Genomic DNA, 19,702 nt, shown 5'->3' on the forward strand with positions numbered 1-19,702 from the left:
CCAGCCATGCGCCAGGCGCTGAGAGCGGGGGCCCCGGGCGGCGCGGGGGCCTGCCCCTATCAGGCATCGCGCTGCAGGGGGCATGCCCCCGTGCCGGCCCCGGAGGAGACCCTCACTCCCGGTCCCCTGCCCGTCCCCGTGGAAGAGGGGGAGGTATGGCTCGCCCTCCTCCACGGGGGAAGAGCAGGCGGATGGGGTCAGCCCTACGCCCCCTCGAACCAGACGGAGGTCTTGCGGCTGAGCCCCTCCAGCGGGAAGCCCCAGTCAAACTGCCAGGGGACGATCTCGTCCTTGTACCGTTCGAGCACGGCTGCGGCCGCCTCGCACCCAGCGAACAGGGCTTCCTTCGCCGGGACCTCGCCCGTCCAGGCTTTGTCATACTCGGAGCGGAAGGCGCGGTTGGCCTCGCCCCAGTGATCGTGCCACATCATGGGAATGGGCTCGTAGGTGTCTCGGTTCCTGAGCACCTGGGTCTTGTTCAGCGGCGGTGGAGCCAAGAAGGCTTCGCTGTTGGCCCACTTCTTGTTCACCGGGAACGAGGGCGCGTTCCTAGCCACGAACTCCTGCATCTCGTCGCCCAGCATGAGCATGATGTACTCGACAGCGTACCGCGCTGTGCCCCGGTCGGCGGCCTTGTAGAACACACCGTTGCCGTCGTTGTTCATCTGGAAGGTCTGGATTCCGGTCACCGGGTCCTTTGGCGTGGGCATGACCGACCACTCGAAGCGGTCGCCTATCTGCCGGGCCAGGCCGCCGGTGTTGTGCACGCCGTACGGGAACATGCCTACTCTGCCCGTAGCGAACAGGTTGGTCACCCCTTCGCCCAGCAGTGCCTGGACCTCGCCGGGCTTCGGTGACACCTGCAGCCCGTAGATCAGGTCTATCCAGGCCTCGAACATCTCAGGGCCGCGAGCTTCGCACATGCCTGACCGCAGCTTGTCCTTGGTCCAGTAAGTGGCTCCAGCGGCCCACATGTGCTCGCCCACGCCGTACCAGATGCCGGGCCCTACCGCCCAGACGCCGTATTGCTGCTTGTCCGGGTTGGTCAGGGCTATCGCCGCCTCCACCATGTCGTTCCAGGTCCAGTCATCATTGGGCTCGGCTACCCCGGCTTCCTCGAACATGGTCTTGTTGTAGAGCCAGCCGCTCACGCTCTCGTTGAGCGGGAGAACCTTCAGCTCTCCGTCGGGCGTGTACATCTGGTCGGGAGCATAGTAGAACTGAGTCCTGTCCCAGCCGAACTCCTCGGCCGTGTCGTTTATGGTGAGGAGGTACTTGGCGGCGAAGTCCAGTGAACCGGCCGGGTTGCCCTGGATCACGTCCGCAGCAGTGTCGGTGAGGATCTGGGCCCGTACGATGTCTGCCATGCCTCCGGGGCCGCTGGTCCCACCGGAGCCCATGTGCCAGACTTCTACTGTGACCTCCGGATGCATAGCCTGGAACTTCTCCGTCATCAGGTCGTAGAAGTCCTTGCGAGGCCCGTCGTTCCAGTCCGTGCACACGGTAAGCTTGATGGGCCCCTCCGCCGCTTTGGGCACCTCAACCACCACTGTCTCCCTAACGATCACTGTCTCCTTGACTACCTGAGGTTCAGCAGCAGGGGCGCAAGCCGCCGCCGCTGCGCCGACACCGGCCAATGCACTGAGACGAAACAGGTCACGTCGGCTGAACCTTCGCTCCTTCATCGCCCTTCTCCTTTGGCACATCAAGATGGCCGCGAGTCCTTGGCGCCGGACGTCGTGTCCTGGCGTGCCACCTCAATCTTGGAACCACGCCTTTTGGCTGGGGGGCACTACATCCGGCCAGGGTCGGCCGAGCCCCCCGCTCTAGCTTAGGCCTCGACACCAACGGGTTGTACCGTCTACTACCACCTCCTTCCTGCTGCGCAGCGGGAGCAGTACCGGTGCTGATAGACCAGGGGCGAGGTCACCCCTCCCGGTCGGCACGAACGCCGCTAGCGCCTGGTCACCGGATGCCGCGACCTTCGGCGCTGTGGTAACATTATGCTCGATAGGGGCGTGCCATTGCTTGCCATCATCCTGCCAAGCTCTGCCGACCTGCTGCGCTCGACGGAGGTGAATGGGTGAGTTTCACGGTGGAGGATGTCAAGGAGGCTCTCGGCTGTCTGTACGATCCACTTGACCTCTCCCGCGTCGCTCTGTGTCGCCACTTCCCCGACGTAGCACGCCAGACAGACAGCCAGCGGCGCGCTCAGGCCATGCGGTCGATCCTGATGAACGCGGTGGAAGCGCTTCAGCCTCGCGCTGCTCAGCTGCCCCTGACGCCCTCCTTGCGCGGGTACGAGCTCCTATCGCTCCATTACGTCCAAAGGCTGTCGCTCACCGAAGCCGCCGATGAGTTGAACGTGAGCATAAGACAAGCATACCGGGACCTGGCTCAGGGGCTGGATAAGGTCACCCAATACCTGCTCGAGCTGGCGGAGCGGAAGCAGGAGGAGCGACCCGAGAGCGCAGATGCATTCAGGTATGAGATAGAGAGGGTGGCGGCGAAACGAACGGCAGTCGACCTCGCCGAGGTCCTGGGCGCGGCCGTGCGAACGCTGGGGCCCATGACCGCCGCGGCAGGGATCGCCGTCGACCTCACAGGCGAGGCAGACCCGGGCCAGGTAGCGAGCGAAGCGTCGCTGCTCAGGCAGCTGCTGCTCAGCGTGCTGAGCTGGGCAGTGCGGCACTGCTGCGGCCCCACGGTAACGGTGCACAGCCGCTCCGACCGGAGGTACGTCTGGGTGACGGTGCGATTCGCCACTGACGCTTCCCCGCTACCCCAGCTGGGTGGAGAACTGGAGTACCTCTGCCAATGCCTCGACATCCAGGCGGATGCTGGCCAAGAGTCGGGTCTTGCAGTCCTCACCCTGAGAGTGCCCCGAGGTGCCAGGCATTCTGTGCTGGTGATAGAGGACAACCCGGCCGTGGTGGAGCTATATCGCCGCATGCTTCAGGGGACGGGAGCCTACGAGGTCGCTGCGGCGCCCGCCCCCGCTGAAGCAGTCAGCGTGGCCCAGTCCCTCGATCCGGACGTCATCATCCTGGACGTCCTCATGCCCGGGGACGACGGATGGGCGCTGCTGCGTTCGCTGCGAGGGCATGAGACCACGTCTCACATTCCCGTAGTCGTGTGCTCGGTGTTCGACGAGCCCGAGCTGGCATCCAGCCTGGGTGCGGCCGCGTTTCTGCGGAAGCCCATATCGAGCGACGCCCTGGTGCAAGCGCTTGACTCCTGCCTCTCTGGGCAGGGCGCTGCCTCTCACACGTAGCTAGGCCTGATGCTCTCCAGCACCGACCGCATCAGGCTATGTACCTCGTCGGCGCGGAAGCCCCTGCCCAGACTCAGCAGGAGCTCGTGACCATTGGTGCCCACCGCATCCACAGCTGGGCCGGCGCCAGTCACGGCCGCTATGCGCACGTCGTTGCCGGGAACCTCGCGCCGTATGGCCTCCGCCACCGTGAAGCCATCTGCCACAGGCATCACCAAGTCTAGGAGAACCAGCCCCGGCCGATACTTCTGGACCGCTGCTAGTGCCCCTCTCTCGTCGTGCGCAGCGTGCACCCGCCTATCCGGGGCGACACTCTCCAGGGCCCGACGCATGAAGGCAACGAAGCTACGATCATCATCTACCACCAAGACGTCGCGCCCAGCAGGCAGTCCCCTAAGCGCTTCGGCCAACTGCTCCAAGGAGAGCGGCTTGGCGAAGGAGTGATCGAAGCGCTCGTCCTGACGCAGCCAGTGCTCGCAGGGCAGCGGCAGGCTCAAGAGTGGCACGCCCTTGGGGACCAGCGCCGAGACGCTCTGTCGCACAGGCCCAGGAGCGGCCGAGTTCACCACCACCGCATGAGGCCGTCGCTGGTGAAGCAGTACCTCCGCCTCGTCGGAGCTCGCGGACCACAGCACCTCATACCCCTCAAGGTGCCGACGGAGGTAGGCAGCGGCCAACGGGCTCTCGTCCAACACCAGGATACAGGGCAGGCGGTGCCCGCCTGGCAGACCAGCCTCGCTTCCTCGGGCAAGGCGTGACACGCTGCGAGGGCTGATGGGCAGAGCGAAGTGGAAGGTGCTGCCGCTCCCCAGTCTGCTCTCGCACCATATCCTTCCATCGTGCAGCTGAATGAGCCTCTTGGCAATGGCCAGACCCAACCCCTTGCCCTGCGTCCTGCCCCCTTCGGACAGGTTCACCTGGTAGAAGGCGTCGAAGATGTGGGGAATCTGCTCCTCTGCTATGCCGACCCCGGTGTCGCTCACCGAGACCACCACCTCTCGACCCACCACGCGAGCCGCCAGGTGGATCGTCCCCTCGTCGGTGAACCGAGCAGCATTGGTGAGAAGGTTGAGCACCACCTGGCTGATGCGCCCCTGATCCAGGTAGAGCTCCGGGAGGTCCGGTTCGATGGAGGTCGTCAGGGTCACCGGGCGCCCCTGAAGCATGGCCTTAACCGTTGTGACCGCCTCTTCGAGGACAGGCGCCAAGCTGGCCCGGGTGCGGGATATGGGCATGCTCAAGGCATCAATGCGCGCCAGGTCCAGGATGTCGTCCACCAGATCGGCCAGGTACCGGGCCGCCCGCCGGATCTCGGCCACGTCGCGGCAGAGCCTGGGAGAGTCGAAAGCGCCTGCGTAAAGCTCGGGCGAACGTGTCATCACGTCGGTGAACCCGAGGATGACACTCAGGGGGGTCCGCAACTCGTGGCTGACTGTGGCGGCGAACTGAGCCTTCAGTCGCTGCCCCTCGTCAGCTTCCCGCCGAGCAATCTCGAGCTCACGGTTGCTGCTCTGCAGCAGGTGGTTAGTGAGCTGCAGCGTCTTCACGGCCCGGTTCAGCTCTGCCTGGCGCTCCTGCACCTGTCGAGCTAGATCGCAGGCGGTGGCGGCCATCTGCCAGGCGGCCTCCAGGTGAGCGCGAAGCTCGCGGAAGCCAAGCGAGATGACGCCACCGGTGAGCATCAGAGAGAGCACCAGCAGCCGGGTCTCCAGATCGGGCAGCGGGCGCAGAGCCAGAACCGGCACCAGAAGGGCGAGGGACCAGGCTAGGGCCGCGTCGGGATGTACTACCGCCCCCGCAGTGACCACCGCGATAGGTAGCAGGAACCAGCCCTGCCCGAAGCTCATGAACCCGGCCAGGAGCACGATGGTGAGGGACTGAAGGACCACAAGAGCAATACCGGCCGCGATGGGCCGCTGGCATGCCTGCCGGTAGACGCGAAGGTACCCCAGCGCCAGGCCTACGTAGGTTGCCAGCAGCGGGAGACTGGGCAGGCCGACCGCCAGGAGAAGCCAGTAGGTCATGGCCCCCAGGCTCACAAGCGCCAACATCCGGACAGCGCCGGCCCGCAATCCTATCCAGCTTGCCTGAGCGAACCGTCTATCCTCTGACGTTCCTCCGGGAGTTGGCATGTGCATGCCTCCGAAGCACCCCAGTACGCTGCAGCAGTCCCATCGTACCCCCGATGGTCCATTGGTGCACCTGGGAGATTGCCGCAGTTGCCCAGGGTCAGGGCAGCGATCTCGTCAGCACCATTACCATCCGCCCTTCGCCGAGCTCGGGGAAACCGAGGATCAACGCGAGCGTCAGCGCAGTCACATACCCCAGACTAGCTTAGCATCGCCCGCCTCCTGGGAGTATACTCCGGCCGCAGCCAACCCCAATGGAGGTACACCCTCATGCCCAAGATCACCTTCATCGGCGCCGGTAGCCTTGGCTTCACCCGCGGCTTGGTGCGCGATGTCCTCACCTTCCCTCTGCTCGAGGGGTCCACCATCAGCCTAATGGACATAGACGACGAGCGCCTGGATTTCGCATACCGCGCCGTCAGCCGTATCGTCGAGGCCGGGGGCTATCCGGCCAGGATAGAGGCCACCACCGACCGCGCTGAGGCCCTCGCCGGGGCCGATGCCGTCCTTTGCACCATCCTAGCCGCGCCGGTGAGCGTCTGGCGCCACGACATCGAAATCCCAATGAAGTACGGTGTGGACATCAACGTGGGCGACACGCGAGGCCCAGCGGGCATCTTCCGGGCCCTGCGCACCATCCCAGTGATGCTGGATATCGTCAAGGACATGGAACGTATATGCCCTAAAGCTATCCTCCTCAACTACACCAACCCTATGGCCATGCTGTGTCGGGCCATGCAGAGGGAGTCGTTCATCAAGCTTTCGGGGCTATGCCACAGCGTGCAGGGCACGGCAGAGATGCTGGCCCAGTGGATCGGGGCGCCTATGGACGAGATCACCTACACCTGCGCCGGGATCAACCACCAGTCCTTCTTCCTGGAGTACCGCTGGAAGGGCGAGGATGCCTACCCTCTCATCCGCAGGGCGGTCGAGAGGCCAGAGATCTACAACCACGAGATCGTCCGCAACGAGCTCTTCCGCTTCACCGGCTACTACGTCACCGAGTCCAGCGGCCATAACTCGGAGTACAACTGGTGGTTCCGCAAGCGGCCCGACCTGATCGAGAAGTACTGCATTGACGGAACCGGCTGGAACCCGGGCGAGCACGCCTACGTGCTGAAGCGCTATCTGGAGCGGGAGGGCACCTGGCGCGACGACTTTCGCACCTGGATCGATCCCAGCCACCCGATCTCCCTTGAGCGGGGCCACGAATACGCCGCCCACATCATCAATGCCTACCTGGGCGGCGAGCCCTACCGCTTTAATGGCAATGTGCCCAACACCGGCATCATCACCAACCTGCCGCCCGAAGTCTGCGTGGAGGTGCCCGTGTACGCCGACCGCAACGGGTTCAACCCCATTCATGTAGGTGCCCTGCCGCCGCAGTGCGCTGCGCTCGTGAGCGCTAATGTGGCTTCCGAGGAGATGGCGGTGGAAGCAGCGCTCACGGGGGATCCAGTGCTGGCTTACCAGGCCATTGCTTACGACCCCCTGACCGCAGCTGTCCTATCCTTAGCCGAGATCAAGGAGATGGTTCGAGAGCTGTTCCAAGTCAACGAGCCTCACCTCCCCCAGTTCCACAGTGTGACCCTATAGGACCTTCGTATATCGCCGGGCGGGCCGGAGCACCGTGGCTCGTCCGGCGGCTAGGCCAGGGCCAGCGTCGCTGCTCCCACTAGAGCAGCTATCACCAGCGCCAGCGGGGCGGTTCGTCGCAGCACCTCGCCCTCGCATCCGGCAGCACCTACAGAGGCACAGCCCACCACCAGCTTTGCCGGAGCAACCATGCTACCAAGCGCCCCGCCGGTGGTCTGGGCAGCCAGGAGCCAAGAGGCGCCCAATCCCAGAAGCGTTGCCATACTCTCCTGGAGGGGTCCGAAGAGCACGTTGGAGCTGGTGTTGCTCCCAGTGGTGAAGGCCCCCAGCATTCCCACCATGGGCGACACTGCGGGGAAGGCCCGGCCAAGTAGAGCGCTGGCCGCTCGGGCCAGCTCCTGGACCATGCCAGTGTGGTCCATCACCATAGCCACCCCGATCATGGAGAGGATCCCGGCCGAGGCGGGCGCAGCCGCGGTGAGCGTCCGCCTGGCCGCACGCTCCAGGTCGCCGCGGGCCAGCCGCCCCACGCCTCTGAAGACGGGGACTGCCAATGCCAGAGCCACGACCATAGCCGTGCCGGGGTGCGACAACCAGTTCATGCTCTTGGTCTCCCCGGCTGGAGTGATCCAGCCTCTTCGAGTGGAGACTTCGGGCAGCGCCACCGCGAATGAAGGCCTCTGCAGCGCCTCGGCCACAGAGGGCACGAAGGCGGGCAGAGCCAGAATCCCGGCCGCCAGGAGGTAGGGGCCGAGGCCCAGTAACACTGCGAAGCCTGCTGGGGCAGCCGGGTTCCGACTGCCCTCCTGCAGGTGTGGTGCGCCCTTTCGACCGAGAAGTAGCACTCCCGCCGCCAGGCCGGCGGCTCCGCCGCCGAGGGCGGCCAGTGGCCTCAAACCGGACAGGACCAAGAGCCCCTGGACGCCCGCCATTGCCAGTCCTACTCCGGTGACCCGCGCCATCCGCCCCTGCAAGCCTACCAGGCGGGCCACCGCCCAACCGGAGACCACGCAGCTGAGTCCCAAAAGGAGAGCGGCCGAGAGCACTAAGTCTCGAGCCGATGCGCTTACGACCGACACTAGAGCCTCGAAAACCACTCCCATGTCGCCAAAGGTGACTGACCAAGCGTGTCCCACCGCGGTAGCCGCCACCGCGGTCACCGGCGACAGACCGAGAGCTACTAGCATGGGAGCGATCACGGCCAAAGGCACGCCGAACCCAGCGATGCCCTCCAGGACCCCGCTCAAGCACCAGGCGAAGAGCAGGGCGGCAGCCGGTCTGTCATCCATCAGTCCCAGAAGCCAACGCTCCAGCCCCTCAATGCCGCCCGCTGCCTGTACCACCCGGTAGAGCAGCAACGCAGCCCAGATTATGTAAAGAATGTAGAGAGATAGAGCAACTCCTCGCGCCTGCGAGACCCAGAACACCTGCCAAGTGAGGCCGAAGTGCAGCCACCCCGCCACCACACTCACCGCGAGTCCGGCAGCTCCGGCCTGGGCGCTGCTCCAGCGCCGCCAGAGCATGAGGGCCAGGACAGCCACGATGGGCGCGGAGGCCCACAGAGCTTCCCCGCTCACCGCGGCTCTCCCATGGATCCCAGCGGGCGCCGACTCCATGACCGGCGACGGCGTGGTCGGGGCAAACTAGCCCTCGAATTGTGGGATGTAGTCGCCGTGGGCGGCGATGAGCTCGTCCACCAGGGCGTAGATCTGATCCAGCGTGAGCTCGGCGGCCGTATGAGGGTCGAGCATGGCAGCGTGATAGACGTAGTCCCGGCGGCGTTCCAGGCTGGCCCGGACCGTCAGGTCCTGCACGTTGATGCTGGTGCGCATTAGGGCTGCCAGCTGGGGTGGCAGTTCCCCCACCCTCACCGGCTGCACACCGTTGCCATCTACCAGACAGGGCACCTCAACGCAGCAGCCCCGAGGGAGGTTGTCTATCAACCCGTGGTTCATGACGTTGCCATAGACTACAGTAGGCTGGTTGGTCTCAACGGCGTGGATGATTAGCGTCCCGTACTCGCCCGAGTGGGCCGGAGTCCCTCCCTTCTGCTGTTCCTCCCACTGCTGACGCATCTCGGCGGCCCGCTCTGGGTCGGAGGCCGCCACGCGCTCGATCCGGCGTCGCATCCTCTCCCTTTCGTAGCGCCTGATCTCCTCGGGGTCGGGCGACTCCAGGGCCACCCTCATTTCCTCCCAGTCGGCTATCTGGGCCTCACACCGGCGGGGATACTCGTCCAGCGGCACGCCAAACTGCTCGATGAGGTCCGGCCGATCTCGGCGGATGAAATGGGGCACGTACTCGGCGAAATGCTCGCTGGACTCGGTGACGAAGTAGCCAAGGCGCCGCATCATCTCGAAGCGCACCCGATCGTCATCCGGGGCCCGCCCCTCCTCGACCAGCCGCTTCAGCCTAGGATACAGGTCCTCCCCCCTGCTCTCGAACCGGGTATAGAAGGCCATGTGGTTTATCCCGGCGCAGAAGTAGGTCAGGTCCTCGTAAGGGATGCCCAGGAGCCGGCCCAGGTAGGCTGCGGTCCCCTGAACGCTATGACACAGCCCCACCGTCCGGATCGAGGTGGCGGCGTTCAGGGCCCAGCAGAGCATGGCCATGGGATTGGTGTAGTTGATGAGGAGGGCCCGCGGGCAGCCCTCCTCCATGTCCCTGGCGATGTCGAGCAGCACCGGAATGGTGCGCAGGGCGCGCATGATGCCGCCGATTCCCAGGGTATCGCCGATGGTCTGACGTAGCCCGTACTTCTTGGGGATCTCGAAATCCACCACCGTAGCCGGGCGGTAGCCGCCTACCTGGATCATGTTGACCACGTAGTCTGCCCCATGCAGGGCGCGGCGCCGTTCAGTAGTCGCCTCGATTCGAGGCCGGGCTCCTGCTTGCTCTGCCACCCGGTGGGCGACGATCTCCGATGTGCGCAGCCTCTCGGGGTCTATGTCCATGAGGGCAATGGTTACGTCGTGCAGTTCCGGGAAAGTGAAGGTGTCTCGCAGCAGATTGCGGGCGAATACCGTGCTACCAGCGCCGATGAATGCTACCTTGGCCATGAACCATCCCCCTTGCCACCACGGGCTCGATCGCCAGCCCCATTCCCCTGGCGCAGAACGGCATCCCGGAGAAATCGGTGCCGGACGGGGCCGCTCCGGGCTACCCGGGGTAGGTGCCCTCCAGGAGGTCACGGGCAAAGCGGCGCACCTCCTGCACCGACCCGTCCGAGCTGGCGATCCTGGCTATCAGTGCGCTTCCGACGATAGCGGCATCGGCCAGACCGCGCAAGGCCCGAACCTGAGCCGCATGCCCTATCCCAAACCCGAGTGCCAACGGACTGCCGGATTCGCGCCTCACTCTCCGCACCAGATCCGGCACGTCCTCGGGCAAGGGCTCTCGCGCTCCCGTCACTCCCTGCCTGGTGACTACGTATAGAAAGCCGGTGGCCCGACGGTCCTGCAGCCGTATCCTTGCCGGTGGGGTCGTAGGAGCCACCAGCGGCACTACCCCCAAGCCGGCCTCGCGGCAGGGGCCGTCAAGCTCCTCCGCCTCCTCCAGAGGGAGATCCGGCACGATGAGACCGTCCACCCCTGCCTGCACCGACGCACGCACGAACGGCATCGGCCCGTACTGGAGCATGGGGTTGAAGTACCCCATGAAGAGCAGTGGAATGCGCCTATCGTGCTGACGCAGAGCAGTCGCTACCTGAAGGCATACCTCTGTCGTCACCCCGTTGCCCAGAGCGACGGAGGCCGCCGCCTGTATCGTGGGTCCGTCCGCCAACGGATCGCTGAACGGGATGCCCAGCTCGATGCCGTCCACACCCAGTTCCATGAGGGCCTGGCCCATCTCGACCGTGGCGGCCACCGACGGGAAGCCCACGGTCAGGTAGAGCAAGAGGGCCAGCCGGCCTTCCTCCCGGCATGCGTGCAGCCGCTGCCGCAGTCTGGTCACGGTACCTTCACTGCCCATGACCACCCTCCAGTGCCGCGCCCGCCGTCTCCAAGTCCTTGTCGCCCCTTCCAGATAGGTTGACGAGGACCGCCATGCTCGAGGACAGCTCCTGGGCCAGAGAGATCGCCACGGCCACGGCATGGGCGGATTCTAGTGCTGGGATGATGCCCTCCAACTGACAGAGCAGGCGGAATGCGTCTAGGGCCTGCCGGTCGGTGGCGTACGTGTACTCCACCCGGCCCGTCTCGCGGAGATAGGCGTGTTCCGGCCCTACGCCCGGGTAGTCGAGACCGGCGGACACGGAGTGAGTGTCGAGTACCTGCCCATCGGGCGACTGCAGAACGTAGGACCTGGTCCCGTGTAGCACACCCACCCTTCCCCGTAGGGGGTCGGCGAAGCGGGAGGCGTGCCGCCCAGTGTCTATCCCTGCGCCACCGGCTTCCACCCCTACCATCCGCACCGGGTCATTCAGGAAGGGATGGAACAGGCCGATGGAGTTCGACCCGCCCCCTACGCAAGCCACCAGGACGTCCGGCAGACGGCCCAGAGCCTCAAGGGACTGAGTTCGAGCCTCCCGACCGATCACGGACTGAAACTCCCGCACCATGAGCGGATAGGGGTGCGGGCCCAACGCCGATCCCAGCAGGTAGTGAGTCCGCCGTACGTTGGTAACCCAGTCGCGGATGGCCTCGTTGATCGCTTCTTTCAGCGTGGCGGAGCCGACGTCCACGGGCCGCACATCGGCCCCCAGGAGTTGCATGCGCCGGACGTTGGGCGCCTGGCGCAACATGTCCGTACGGCCCATGTACACGGTGCACTCCATCCCCAGCAGTGCCGCCACGGTCGCCGTCGCCACGCCGTGCTGCCCGGCACCGGTCTCGGCCACTAGCCTGCCCTTGCCCATGCGCTCCGCCAGTAGGCCCTGCCCCAGGGCGTTGTTGATCTTGTGCGCCCCGGTGTGAGTCAGGTCCTCTCGCTTGAGGAATATGTCCCCTAACCCAGAGTGCCGGCTGAGCCGAGAGGCATGGTACAGCGGAGTCGGCCTGCCGACGTAGTCCCGCAGCAGCGAGGCGAGCCGGAGCTGGAACTGCTGATCCTCCCGGGCGCATGCGAAGGCATCGGCCACCTCGTCCAGGGCCGGGACCAGTGACTCCGGCACATAACGACCTCCATAACGACCATACCAGCCGGTTTCTCCAGAGCTCTCTCTCCGGCCGCTGCCGGGTACAGCGGCAAGCTCTCTCACTTCAGCTCTCACGGTCAGCGCTCCTTACTGCATGTACGAACAGAGCCATCTGCTCTTCGTCCTTGATCCCCGGGGCCTGCTCCACCCCGCTGGCCACGTCCACAGCGTATGGATGTACTTCTCCTATGGCCTGGGCGACGTTAGCCGCGCTCAGCCCACCGGCCAGGATGAGCCGCCCGGTGCGAGCTAGTCTCGATGCCAGTGCCCAGTCCGCCCGCAAGCCCGTGCCACCGAGGCTGGTCGGATGATAGCCATCGAGGAGATGAGCGTAGACCCCTTCCACCTGCTCCAGCCCGGGCGGCTCCTCCCCCGGCCGGCATCTCAGAGCCAGGATCGCGGGCACCGGCAGTCGAGCCATTGACGGCGCATTTGTGAAGGCCCGCCCCAGGTGCATCTGCACCAGGTCCAGCCCACACTGCTGCACGATGCCCTCCACCGTCTTTCGGTCCATGGGCCCAAACACGCCTACCAGGCGTACGGGCGGAGATCCCGAACGCCGTGCTTCATCGTGAGCCGCCTCGACGAGGCCGCGGGCTCGGGCCGGGCTGATGCAGCGGGGCGTGCCCGGGACGAAGTTGAGTCCCAGGTAGTCCACTCCCAGCCTGACCGCCAAGCGTACGTCCTCCTCTCGGCGGAACCCGCAGAACTTCACTCTGGTCATGCCTAAGCCTCCCGCAGGCAGCGAAGGGTCTGGACGACGTCGTGGCTTCGCACAAGCGACTCGCCCACCAGCACCGCGTCCGCCCCGGCGCGGGCGACGGTGCGCACGTCATCGGGGCTCTTGATCCCGCTCTCGCTCACGACCACGCCCAGGCGGGCGGCACGCGGGCCCAGCCGGATCGTCGTCGTCAAGTCCACCCCGAACGTGCGGAGGTCGCGGTTGTTGATGCCGATCACTTTCGGCCGGAGCGCTGCCACCCTATCCAGCTCGGCCTCATCGTGGATCTCGACGAGAGCGCTCATGCCCAGTCCGGTTGCCAGGCCGTACAGCGACTCTAGCTCTTCGTCGGTGAGGCAGGCGGCAATTAGGAGTACCGCATCGGCGCCTGCCGCTCGGGCCTGGTAGACCTGGTAGGGAGTCAGGATGAAGTCCTTGAGCAGGACCGGAAGTCGGCTCTCCCCCGTCAGCGCCCTCCGCACCTCGATGAGGTCAGCTATGCTTCCGGCGAAATGATCCGGCTCGGTGATCACCGAGACCGCTGCCGCGCCGCCCGAGACGTAGGCCCGGGCCAGAGCGGCCGGCTGTAGGTCGGGGCGGATGTCGCCGGCCGAGGGCGATCGCCGCTTCACCTCTGCGATGATCGAGACCCCGGGAAGTGTAGTCAGAGCTGTCGCCAAGTCCTGCGAAGGGACGCATACGGCGCAGGCCTCGGCGCGGACGCGCTCCTCGGCCTCTGTGCCGATCAGGGCCCTCAGGCTCTCCCTGCGCTGCTGGGCTATCCTCTCCAGGATCAAGGTGCCGCCTCCGTCAGAGTCCGCGATAGGGAGATCAGCGCTTCCAGCCTCTCGGCAGCGTGCCCAGTGTCTATGGACTGCGTCGCCAGGGGCAGGGCTTCGCCGATGCTGTCTGCCTGCCCGGCGACATAGAGTGCAGCAGCGGCGTTGAGAACCACGATATCGCGCTGGGGGCCACGCTCCCCAGACAAGACGCTCCGGGCGATGCCGGCATTGGTGGCGGGGTCCCCGCCCAGCAGATCCGACCGGGAGGCTCGGGGCAGGCCCAGGCCCTCAGGGTACAGGCGGTAAGTTCGCACTTCGCCGTTGTGCATCTCCGAGATGACGCTGCCACCTGCGGTGGTGAGCTCGTCGAGGCCGTCATCCCCGTGAACCACCAGGGCTCTGGATACACCCAGCCCTGCCATCACGGTGGCGATGATTTCGGTCAGTGAACGGTCAAAGACCCCCACGACCTGAAACGGTACCTGAGCCGGATTGGCAAGGGGGCCGAGAAGGTTGAACACGGTGCGGACCCCTAGTTCGCGCCGTGGTCCCATGGCGTGCGCCATGGCGGGGTGAAGCATGGGTGCAAACATGAATCCGATCCCCACCTGGTCCACACAGCGGGCCACCTGCTCCGCCGTCAGAGAGAGATTGACCCCCAATGCCTCCAGCACGTCAGCGCTGCCACACGTGCTGGAGATGCTCCGATTGCCATGTTTGGCCACCGGCACCCCGGCACCGGCCACCACGAAGGCGCTGATGGTCGAGATGTTGAACGTCCCGGCCATGTCCCCGCCGGTTCCGCAGGTGTCCACACAGCCATGCCGGACCGGCGTAACCGCGGTGGCACTAGCGCGCATGGCGCGGGCGCACCCCAGTATCTCGTCCGCCGTCTCTCCCTTGGTCCTCAGCGAGGCCAGGAAAGCACCGATCTGGGCCTGGGTAGCGCTCCCGGTGAAGATGTCGCCCATGGCTGCTTCCGCTTCGTCACTGCTGAGGCTCTCCAGGCGCATCATCCTGCCCACAGCGTGTCTTATGGCGTCCATCTACTCACTCCTATCAGGTGCCGAGCACACCGGCGTGCCGATGGGCTCAGGTGTACCCATCGCCGCTCGACCGGAGCCAACGCGCGCGTGCGGCTGACTGACGTTGAGGAAGTTGCGCAGCAGGTCTTTGCCCCCCTCGGTGAGAATGGACTCGGGGTGGAACTGAACCCCGTAAGTGGGGTGCCTGCGGTGCTCGAGGCCCATGATCTCGCCATCCTCCGACCAGGCCGTGATCTTGAGTGCCGGAGGCACCGGGGGCAGCACCGCCAGGGAGTGGTACCGGGTGGCCACAAAGGGGCTGCTGAGGCCAGCGAGGATGCCATCGCCCCGGTGTCGTACCTGGGAGGTCTTGCCGTGCATCAGCCGCTTGGCGCCAGCGACGAGGCCTCCGAAGGCGCGTCCCAAGCACTGGTGCCCCAGACAGACGCCCAGAATGGGCACTTCGCCGCTTAGCGCCAGGATCAGGTCCAGGCTGACGCCGGCGTCGTGAGGAGTGCCCGGGCCGGGGGAGATCACCACATGGGAGGGGCTGAGGGCCCGAGCCTGCTCTACGGTGATCTGGTCGTTGCGGTGGACCACGAGCTCGGCGCCCAGTTCCCCGAGGTATTGCACCAAGTTGTAGGTAAACGAGTCGTAGTTGTCTATTACCAGTATCACTTCTGCCTCCTCAGGCGGTTCCGGCCAGATCCAGGGCCGATAGGAGAGCCGCCGCCTTACTCAATGTCTCCTGGTACTCCGATGCGGGCACGGAGTCGGCGACAATGCCGGCGCCGGCTTGAACATAGGCCCTGCCGCCGGTCATGAGCAGGGTACGGAGGGTGATGCAGGTGTCCAGGTTGCCATTGGCGTCCAGGTAACCTACAGCTCCGCCGTAGGGGCCGCGGCGGGTCGGTTCGAGCTCATCAATGATCTCCATGGCCCGCACCTTGGGTGCACCGCTGAGAGTGCCCGCTGGCAGACATGCCGCCAGCAGATCGACGGCGTCGCGGTCCTCCCGCAGCCGCCCCTCTACGGTCGAGGCCAGGTGCATGACATGGGAGAAGCGCTCCACATAGAGCAGCCGGGGCACCGAGACCGTCCCGTACTGGCAGACACGACCTAGGTCATTGCGGGCGAGGTCCACCAGCATGATGTGCTCGGCCCGTTCCTTAGGATCGACGCTCAGGTCCTCCTCCAGACGCGCATCCTCCTCCGTTGTGCGACCCCGCTTGCGCGTGCCGGCGAGGGGGCGCTGCTCGGCCAGGCCGTCGCGCAGCCGCACGAACATCTCCGGCGAGGAGCCCACTAGCGCCAGGTCATCCCTGAACCGGAAGTGGAACATGTAAGGTGAAGGGTTGAGCCGCCTCAAGGCCCGGTACACCTGGAAGGGCGTAGCCCGAAGCGGCCGAGAGAGCCTCTGTGAGAGGACCACTTGGAGGATGTCACCAGCCCTGATGTACTCCTTCGCCCGCAGTACCATATCCTGATACCGCTCTGGAGTGAGGTTGGCCTCGTCCTCATCCTGCCTGGAATTCGGCCTGGGCTCAGGTGGGGCAGTGGGACGAGCCGGGCGCTGCAAGCGGTCCAGCGCAGCCACCAGCCGTTCTTCCGCACTGAGGCGTTCGTCGCCACGGACCATGATGTGGAGCACGTTGCGGGCGTGGTCGAGCGCATATAGCACCCCCGGAACCAGGAGGATAGCGGCCGGAACGGCCAGGTCATCGGGAGGCGGCTTCGGGAGCCTTTCGTGTGCCCGGACTAGGTCGTATCCGACGTACCCCACCAGGCCAGAAGCGAACGGCGGCAGCGAGGTGGCCCCAGTGTACTGGCAGAGCCGCAGCAGGGGCCTCAGCCCCCCGAGGCCTGGTTGGGGCTCGAGCCACTGCCCGGAGGACGATTGCACCTTCCATCCCTCACTGCACGCGGTTACCGTCAGCAGCGGCTCGCAGCCCACGAATGAGTACCTGCCCACCTGCTGCCCGCGTTCCACGCTCTCCAGAAGGAAGGAGCCGTCCTCGCGCTCCACCCGCAGGAACAGAGCAGCTATGGTCTCTAAGTCGAAAGGCACCTCCCGGTGCAGCATCTCACCCAGCGCCTGCCTCTGTAACGTTTCTGTGTCGAACATCACGCCACCTCCCGGAAACAAAGAGAGCCCTCGTCCCTAGGGACGAGGGCTCAAGCGCCACTCGCGGTGCCACCCCAGTTAGGCACGGTCCTGCTGCGGAAAAACGAAAGCCCGCAGTGAAGACACTGCGGGCGCAGCAGGCCAGCCTCACTCTGCGAGTACAGGGTCCTCCTACAGGGGGCCCAATACCCCGCTCCCAGATAACGGTGGAGTCTCCGTCTACCCTACTCCGAAGCCCTCGGGCTCCGTTTCAGTTCGCAGCTCCCGGGTCCATTCTGTCTCGGCGCCGACATCGGGCTCTCACCTGCCCCCGACTCTCTGAGCCCCGCTTCGAGACGTACTAGTCCCGCTCTCCGCCTTGTCGCTATACGATTGGCGCGAGTATACGCTTCCCCCTCGCTTCTGTCAAGCAGCGCAGAAGGCTGATTCCGGCAGACGAGCCCTAGGGCGTGACTCCCCCGGCGCATCCCGGAGCTGGGGCCTGCAGAGGCGGCTCGTCGCTTCGCTGAGGTGGACGGGGACAAATCCAGCTCCCCGGGCCTGGGTTCGCGCCGGTGTCGTCCCCTCCGACTCTCCCGTCTACCGCGAGGCCCTGGCCGCCTTCGACGGTGGCGGTCGACCGACAGCAAGGTCGGAGGCGCCGGCGTTCGTCTTACCGCGAGTAGGGATCGGCTGCGTCCCGCAGGCCGTCGCCCATGAAGTTGAAGGCCAGCACTGCCACCACCACGGCGATGCCGGGGTAGAGCAGCCATGGCGCCTCGTTCAGCACCCGGATGGCCTGCGCTTCCTTGAGGAGCACACCCCAGCTGATGGCAGGTGGCTGCAGCCCCAGGCCAATGAAAGAGAGGCTCGTTTCGCCCAGTATCATGCCGGGGATCGACAGGCTGAGGTCCGCGATCAGGTAGCTGGCGAAGGAGGGCACCATGTGGCGGAACACGATGCGCAGCTCCTTTGCACCCAGCAGCCGGGCCGCCATCACGAAGTCCTCCTCTCGCAGGGACATGAACTTGCTGCGTACCACCCGTGCAAGCCCGGTCCATCCCAGGAGGGAGAGTATGACCACAATGGCGAAGTAGTTCTGTACCACCGACCACGTGGGCGGCAGGGCGGCGCTCAGCCCCATCCACAGCGGCAGGGTGGGCACCGAACGCATGAACTCGATGACACGCTGCAGGGTGATGTCGAATACCCCACCGTAGTAGCCTGACAACCCTCCGAGGAGGATTCCCAGGACGAAGGATATGGCGATGCCCAACAGGCCCACGGATAGGGAGATGCGCCCGCCGTAGATGAGGCGCGAGAGCATGTCCCGTCCCTGCTTGTCGGTCCCCAGAAGGAAAACGGTCCCTCCTTCGTCTGTCCCGATCAGGTGAACATCGGTGTCGATCAGGCCCAATAGCTTGTAGGGGGCGCCACGGACGAAGAAGCGGATCGGGTACACGACCGAGGTGTCCACCTCATACTCGACGCGCAGGGTCTCCATATTGAGCGTTCCCGTCATAGCGTACGTGAACGGAGGCAGGTGGAAGTTGCCCTCACTGTCCACGAAGTGGAGCTTCTGGGGCGGCGCGTAGATGAACCGCTTGTCGCTCTGGGTGGCGTTGTAAGGAGAGAAGAACTCGGCAAAGACGACCATCGTGTACATGATGCCGAGCACCACGGCGGAGATCACCGCCAGCCTGTGCTTCCGGAAGCGCCACCAGACAAGCTTCCACTGAGAGGCAACGAAGATGGACTCCGCCGCCTCGGTTTCCACCGTCTCGATCGCTTGCCCGTCTTCGGCCCGGATCTCTAGGTCTGCCATCTTCCTACACCGACTCCTTTATCCTCGGGTCAACCACTGCCAGCAGCAGATCGGATATCAGGGTGCCCACAACCGTTAGAGCACTCAGGATGAGAACAATGCTTCCGGCCAGGAACATGTCCTGGTTCAGCAGCGCGCCGAGGAAGATCGGAGACAGCGTGGGTATGCCTAGCACGAACGACGTAAGCAGCTCACCGGCGAACAGCCCTGGCAGCACCCAGCCAATGGTGGATACCGCCGGAATCATCGCCACCCGGAAAGGATACTTATACAGGAGCCGCCTCTCGGTGAGGCCTTTGGCCCGCGCCGTCAAGACGTATGGCTTGCGGATCTCGTCCAGGAGGTTAGCGCGCATGGTGCGGATGAGCCCGGCCGTACCCGCCGTTCCCGTGATGAGGGCCGGAATCCACAGGTGCTTCAGGAGGTCCGCCACCTTGCCGAAACTCCATGGCGCCATGATGTACTCGGGGGAGAACAGGCCCACTATCACTTCTCCAGTGGAGTTGAAGTAGATCCAGAGGGCCAGCAGGGCGAGCAGGAAGTTGGGGACAGCCAGGCCCACGAACCCTAAGAAGGTAGCCAGATAGTCCGGGGGCGAGTACTGGTTGGTGGCGGAGTAGACTCCAATGGGCAGCCCTACTACCCACACGAAGATGAAGGACACCAGCGAAATGCTGAAGCTCCAGGGCAGTCGGTCTTTGATCAACGTGGCCACAGGTTTGTTCCACTGCAGAGAACGACCGAGGTCGCCCTTGAGCACGCCCCCCATCCACTTGGCATACTGCATGTAGATGGGCTGGCCCAAGCCGTACCTCGCTCGAAGAGCGTCAACCTCCGACTGGTCCACCAGCTCGCCCATGGCCGCAAGCTGTGCCACGTAGGACGTGACGAAGTCGCCCGGCGGCAGCTGAATGATGATGAACGAGATCACGGAGACGGCAAACAGAGTCACTACCATATAGGTTAGGCGGCGGACCACGTACCGAAGCATCTGCACCCCCTGATACCGATGTGCGAGACAGGAGACAGCCCAGTCCTCCCCCGTCGCTGCCCTCAGCAGCAGTCGGGCCGGCCACACCTGCCGCAGCCGACGAGTACCTGCCGACCTG

Annotated in this window: 15 protein-coding genes; 2 read left to right on the plus strand and 13 right to left on the minus strand. The window is 65.2% G+C overall.

Translation table 11 applies throughout. From position 1 onward, the window contains the following. Window positions 1–203: 203 nt before the first annotated feature. On the minus strand, window positions 204–1,685 hold the full coding sequence (locus tag HPY83_13425; GenBank protein NPV08948.1) for an extracellular solute-binding protein: 1,482 nt from the start codon (window positions 1,683–1,685) through the stop codon (window positions 204–206). Between the two features lie 398 nt (window positions 1,686–2,083). On the opposite strand from HPY83_13425, the gene HPY83_13430 reads away from it, so the two are divergent. Continuing rightward, window positions 2,084–3,274, plus strand: a complete 1,191-nt coding sequence (locus tag HPY83_13430; GenBank protein NPV08949.1) for a response regulator — start codon at window positions 2,084–2,086, stop codon at window positions 3,272–3,274. Here HPY83_13430 and HPY83_13435 read toward each other — a convergent pair. Further along, window positions 3,265–5,406 (minus strand): response regulator, encoded by a 2,142-nt coding sequence (locus HPY83_13435; protein ID NPV08950.1) that lies wholly within the window; start codon window positions 5,404–5,406, stop codon window positions 3,265–3,267. The genes HPY83_13430 and HPY83_13435 overlap by 10 nt on opposite strands. Window positions 5,407–5,673: 267 nt before the next feature. On the opposite strand from HPY83_13435, the gene melA reads away from it, so the two are divergent. Continuing rightward, window positions 5,674–6,999, plus strand: a complete 1,326-nt coding sequence (gene melA / locus HPY83_13440; protein NPV08951.1) for an alpha-galactosidase — start codon at window positions 5,674–5,676, stop codon at window positions 6,997–6,999. Window positions 7,000–7,049: 50 nt separating this feature from the next. Here the strand turns inward: melA and HPY83_13445 are convergent, their stop codons facing one another. The 11 genes from HPY83_13445 to HPY83_13495 all read right to left on the minus strand — a co-directional run bounded on the left by HPY83_13445 (window position 7,050) and on the right by HPY83_13495 (window position 19,584). Next, window positions 7,050–8,576, minus strand: coding sequence for an L-lactate permease (locus HPY83_13445; protein ID NPV08952.1), 1,527 nt, complete (start codon window positions 8,574–8,576; stop codon window positions 7,050–7,052). A 66-nt stretch (window positions 8,577–8,642) separates the two neighbouring features. After that, window positions 8,643–10,058, minus strand: coding sequence for an alpha-glucosidase/alpha-galactosidase (locus HPY83_13450; protein ID NPV08953.1), 1,416 nt, complete (start codon window positions 10,056–10,058; stop codon window positions 8,643–8,645). A 100-nt stretch (window positions 10,059–10,158) separates the two neighbouring features. Next, the gene (locus HPY83_13455; GenBank protein NPV08954.1) at window positions 10,159–10,971 is read right to left on the minus strand and encodes a tryptophan synthase subunit alpha; all 813 of its coding nucleotides are present in this window, start codon (window positions 10,969–10,971) and stop codon (window positions 10,159–10,161) included. After that, complete coding sequence (gene trpB / locus HPY83_13460; protein ID NPV08955.1) at window positions 10,961–12,217, minus strand: tryptophan synthase subunit beta; 1,257 nt, start codon at window positions 12,215–12,217, stop codon at window positions 10,961–10,963. The genes HPY83_13455 and trpB overlap by 11 nt, the downstream gene beginning before the upstream one ends. After that, complete coding sequence (locus HPY83_13465; protein ID NPV08956.1) at window positions 12,201–12,860, minus strand: phosphoribosylanthranilate isomerase; 660 nt, start codon at window positions 12,858–12,860, stop codon at window positions 12,201–12,203. Before HPY83_13465 ends, trpB begins: the two co-directional genes overlap by 17 nt. Window positions 12,861–12,862: 2 nt before the next feature. After that, a complete protein-coding gene (gene trpC, locus HPY83_13470; protein ID NPV08957.1) occupies window positions 12,863–13,654 on the minus strand; it encodes an indole-3-glycerol phosphate synthase TrpC in 792 nt (263 codons plus the stop codon). After that, entirely contained in the window at window positions 13,651–14,685 is a 1,035-nt protein-coding gene (gene trpD / locus HPY83_13475; GenBank protein NPV08958.1) for an anthranilate phosphoribosyltransferase, read from the minus strand. Before trpD ends, trpC begins: the two co-directional genes overlap by 4 nt. Next, window positions 14,686–15,342, minus strand: coding sequence for an aminodeoxychorismate/anthranilate synthase component II (locus HPY83_13480; protein ID NPV08959.1), 657 nt, complete (start codon window positions 15,340–15,342; stop codon window positions 14,686–14,688). Window positions 15,343–15,352: 10 nt separating this feature from the next. Then, window positions 15,353–16,789, minus strand: a complete 1,437-nt coding sequence (trpE, locus tag HPY83_13485; GenBank protein ID NPV08960.1) for an anthranilate synthase component I — start codon at window positions 16,787–16,789, stop codon at window positions 15,353–15,355. 652 nt (window positions 16,790–17,441) lie between these two features. Further along, window positions 17,442–18,593 carry an ABC transporter permease gene (locus tag HPY83_13490; protein NPV08961.1) on the minus strand — a complete coding sequence of 384 codons (1,152 nt, stop codon included), beginning with the start codon at window positions 18,591–18,593 and terminating at the stop codon, window positions 17,442–17,444. Window positions 18,594–18,597: 4 nt separating this feature from the next. Further along, a complete protein-coding gene (locus HPY83_13495; GenBank protein NPV08962.1) occupies window positions 18,598–19,584 on the minus strand; it encodes an ABC transporter permease in 987 nt (328 codons plus the stop codon). Window positions 19,585–19,702 lie beyond the last annotated feature (118 nt).

The organism is Anaerolineae bacterium (genome assembly GCA_013178015.1).
Taxonomy (GTDB): Bacteria; Chloroflexota; Anaerolineae; order DRVO01; family DRVO01; genus Ch71.

Excerpts from the sequence above, each read along its gene's own strand:
- HPY83_13425 (NPV08948.1), bottom strand. The coding sequence starts at position 1,685 with ATGAAGGAGCGAAGGTTCAGCCGACGTGACCTGTTTCGTCTCAGTGCA.
- HPY83_13435 (NPV08950.1), bottom strand. The coding sequence starts at position 5,406 with ATGCCAACTCCCGGAGGAACGTCAGAGGATAGACGGTTCGCTCAGGCA.
- melA (NPV08951.1), top strand. The coding sequence starts at position 5,674 with ATGCCCAAGATCACCTTCATCGGCGCCGGTAGCCTTGGCTTCACCCGC.
- HPY83_13450 (NPV08953.1), bottom strand. The coding sequence starts at position 10,058 with ATGGCCAAGGTAGCATTCATCGGCGCTGGTAGCACGGTATTCGCCCGC.
- HPY83_13455 (NPV08954.1), bottom strand. The coding sequence starts at position 10,971 with ATGGGCAGTGAAGGTACCGTGACCAGACTGCGGCAGCGGCTGCACGCA.
- HPY83_13465 (NPV08956.1), bottom strand. The coding sequence starts at position 12,860 with ATGACCAGAGTGAAGTTCTGCGGGTTCCGCCGAGAGGAGGACGTACGC.
- trpD (NPV08958.1), bottom strand. The coding sequence starts at position 14,685 with ATGGACGCCATAAGACACGCTGTGGGCAGGATGATGCGCCTGGAGAGC.
- trpE (NPV08960.1), bottom strand. The coding sequence starts at position 16,789 with ATGTTCGACACAGAAACGTTACAGAGGCAGGCGCTGGGTGAGATGCTG.
- HPY83_13490 (NPV08961.1), bottom strand. The coding sequence starts at position 18,593 with ATGGCAGACCTAGAGATCCGGGCCGAAGACGGGCAAGCGATCGAGACG.
- HPY83_13495 (NPV08962.1), bottom strand. The coding sequence starts at position 19,584 with ATGCTTCGGTACGTGGTCCGCCGCCTAACCTATATGGTAGTGACTCTG.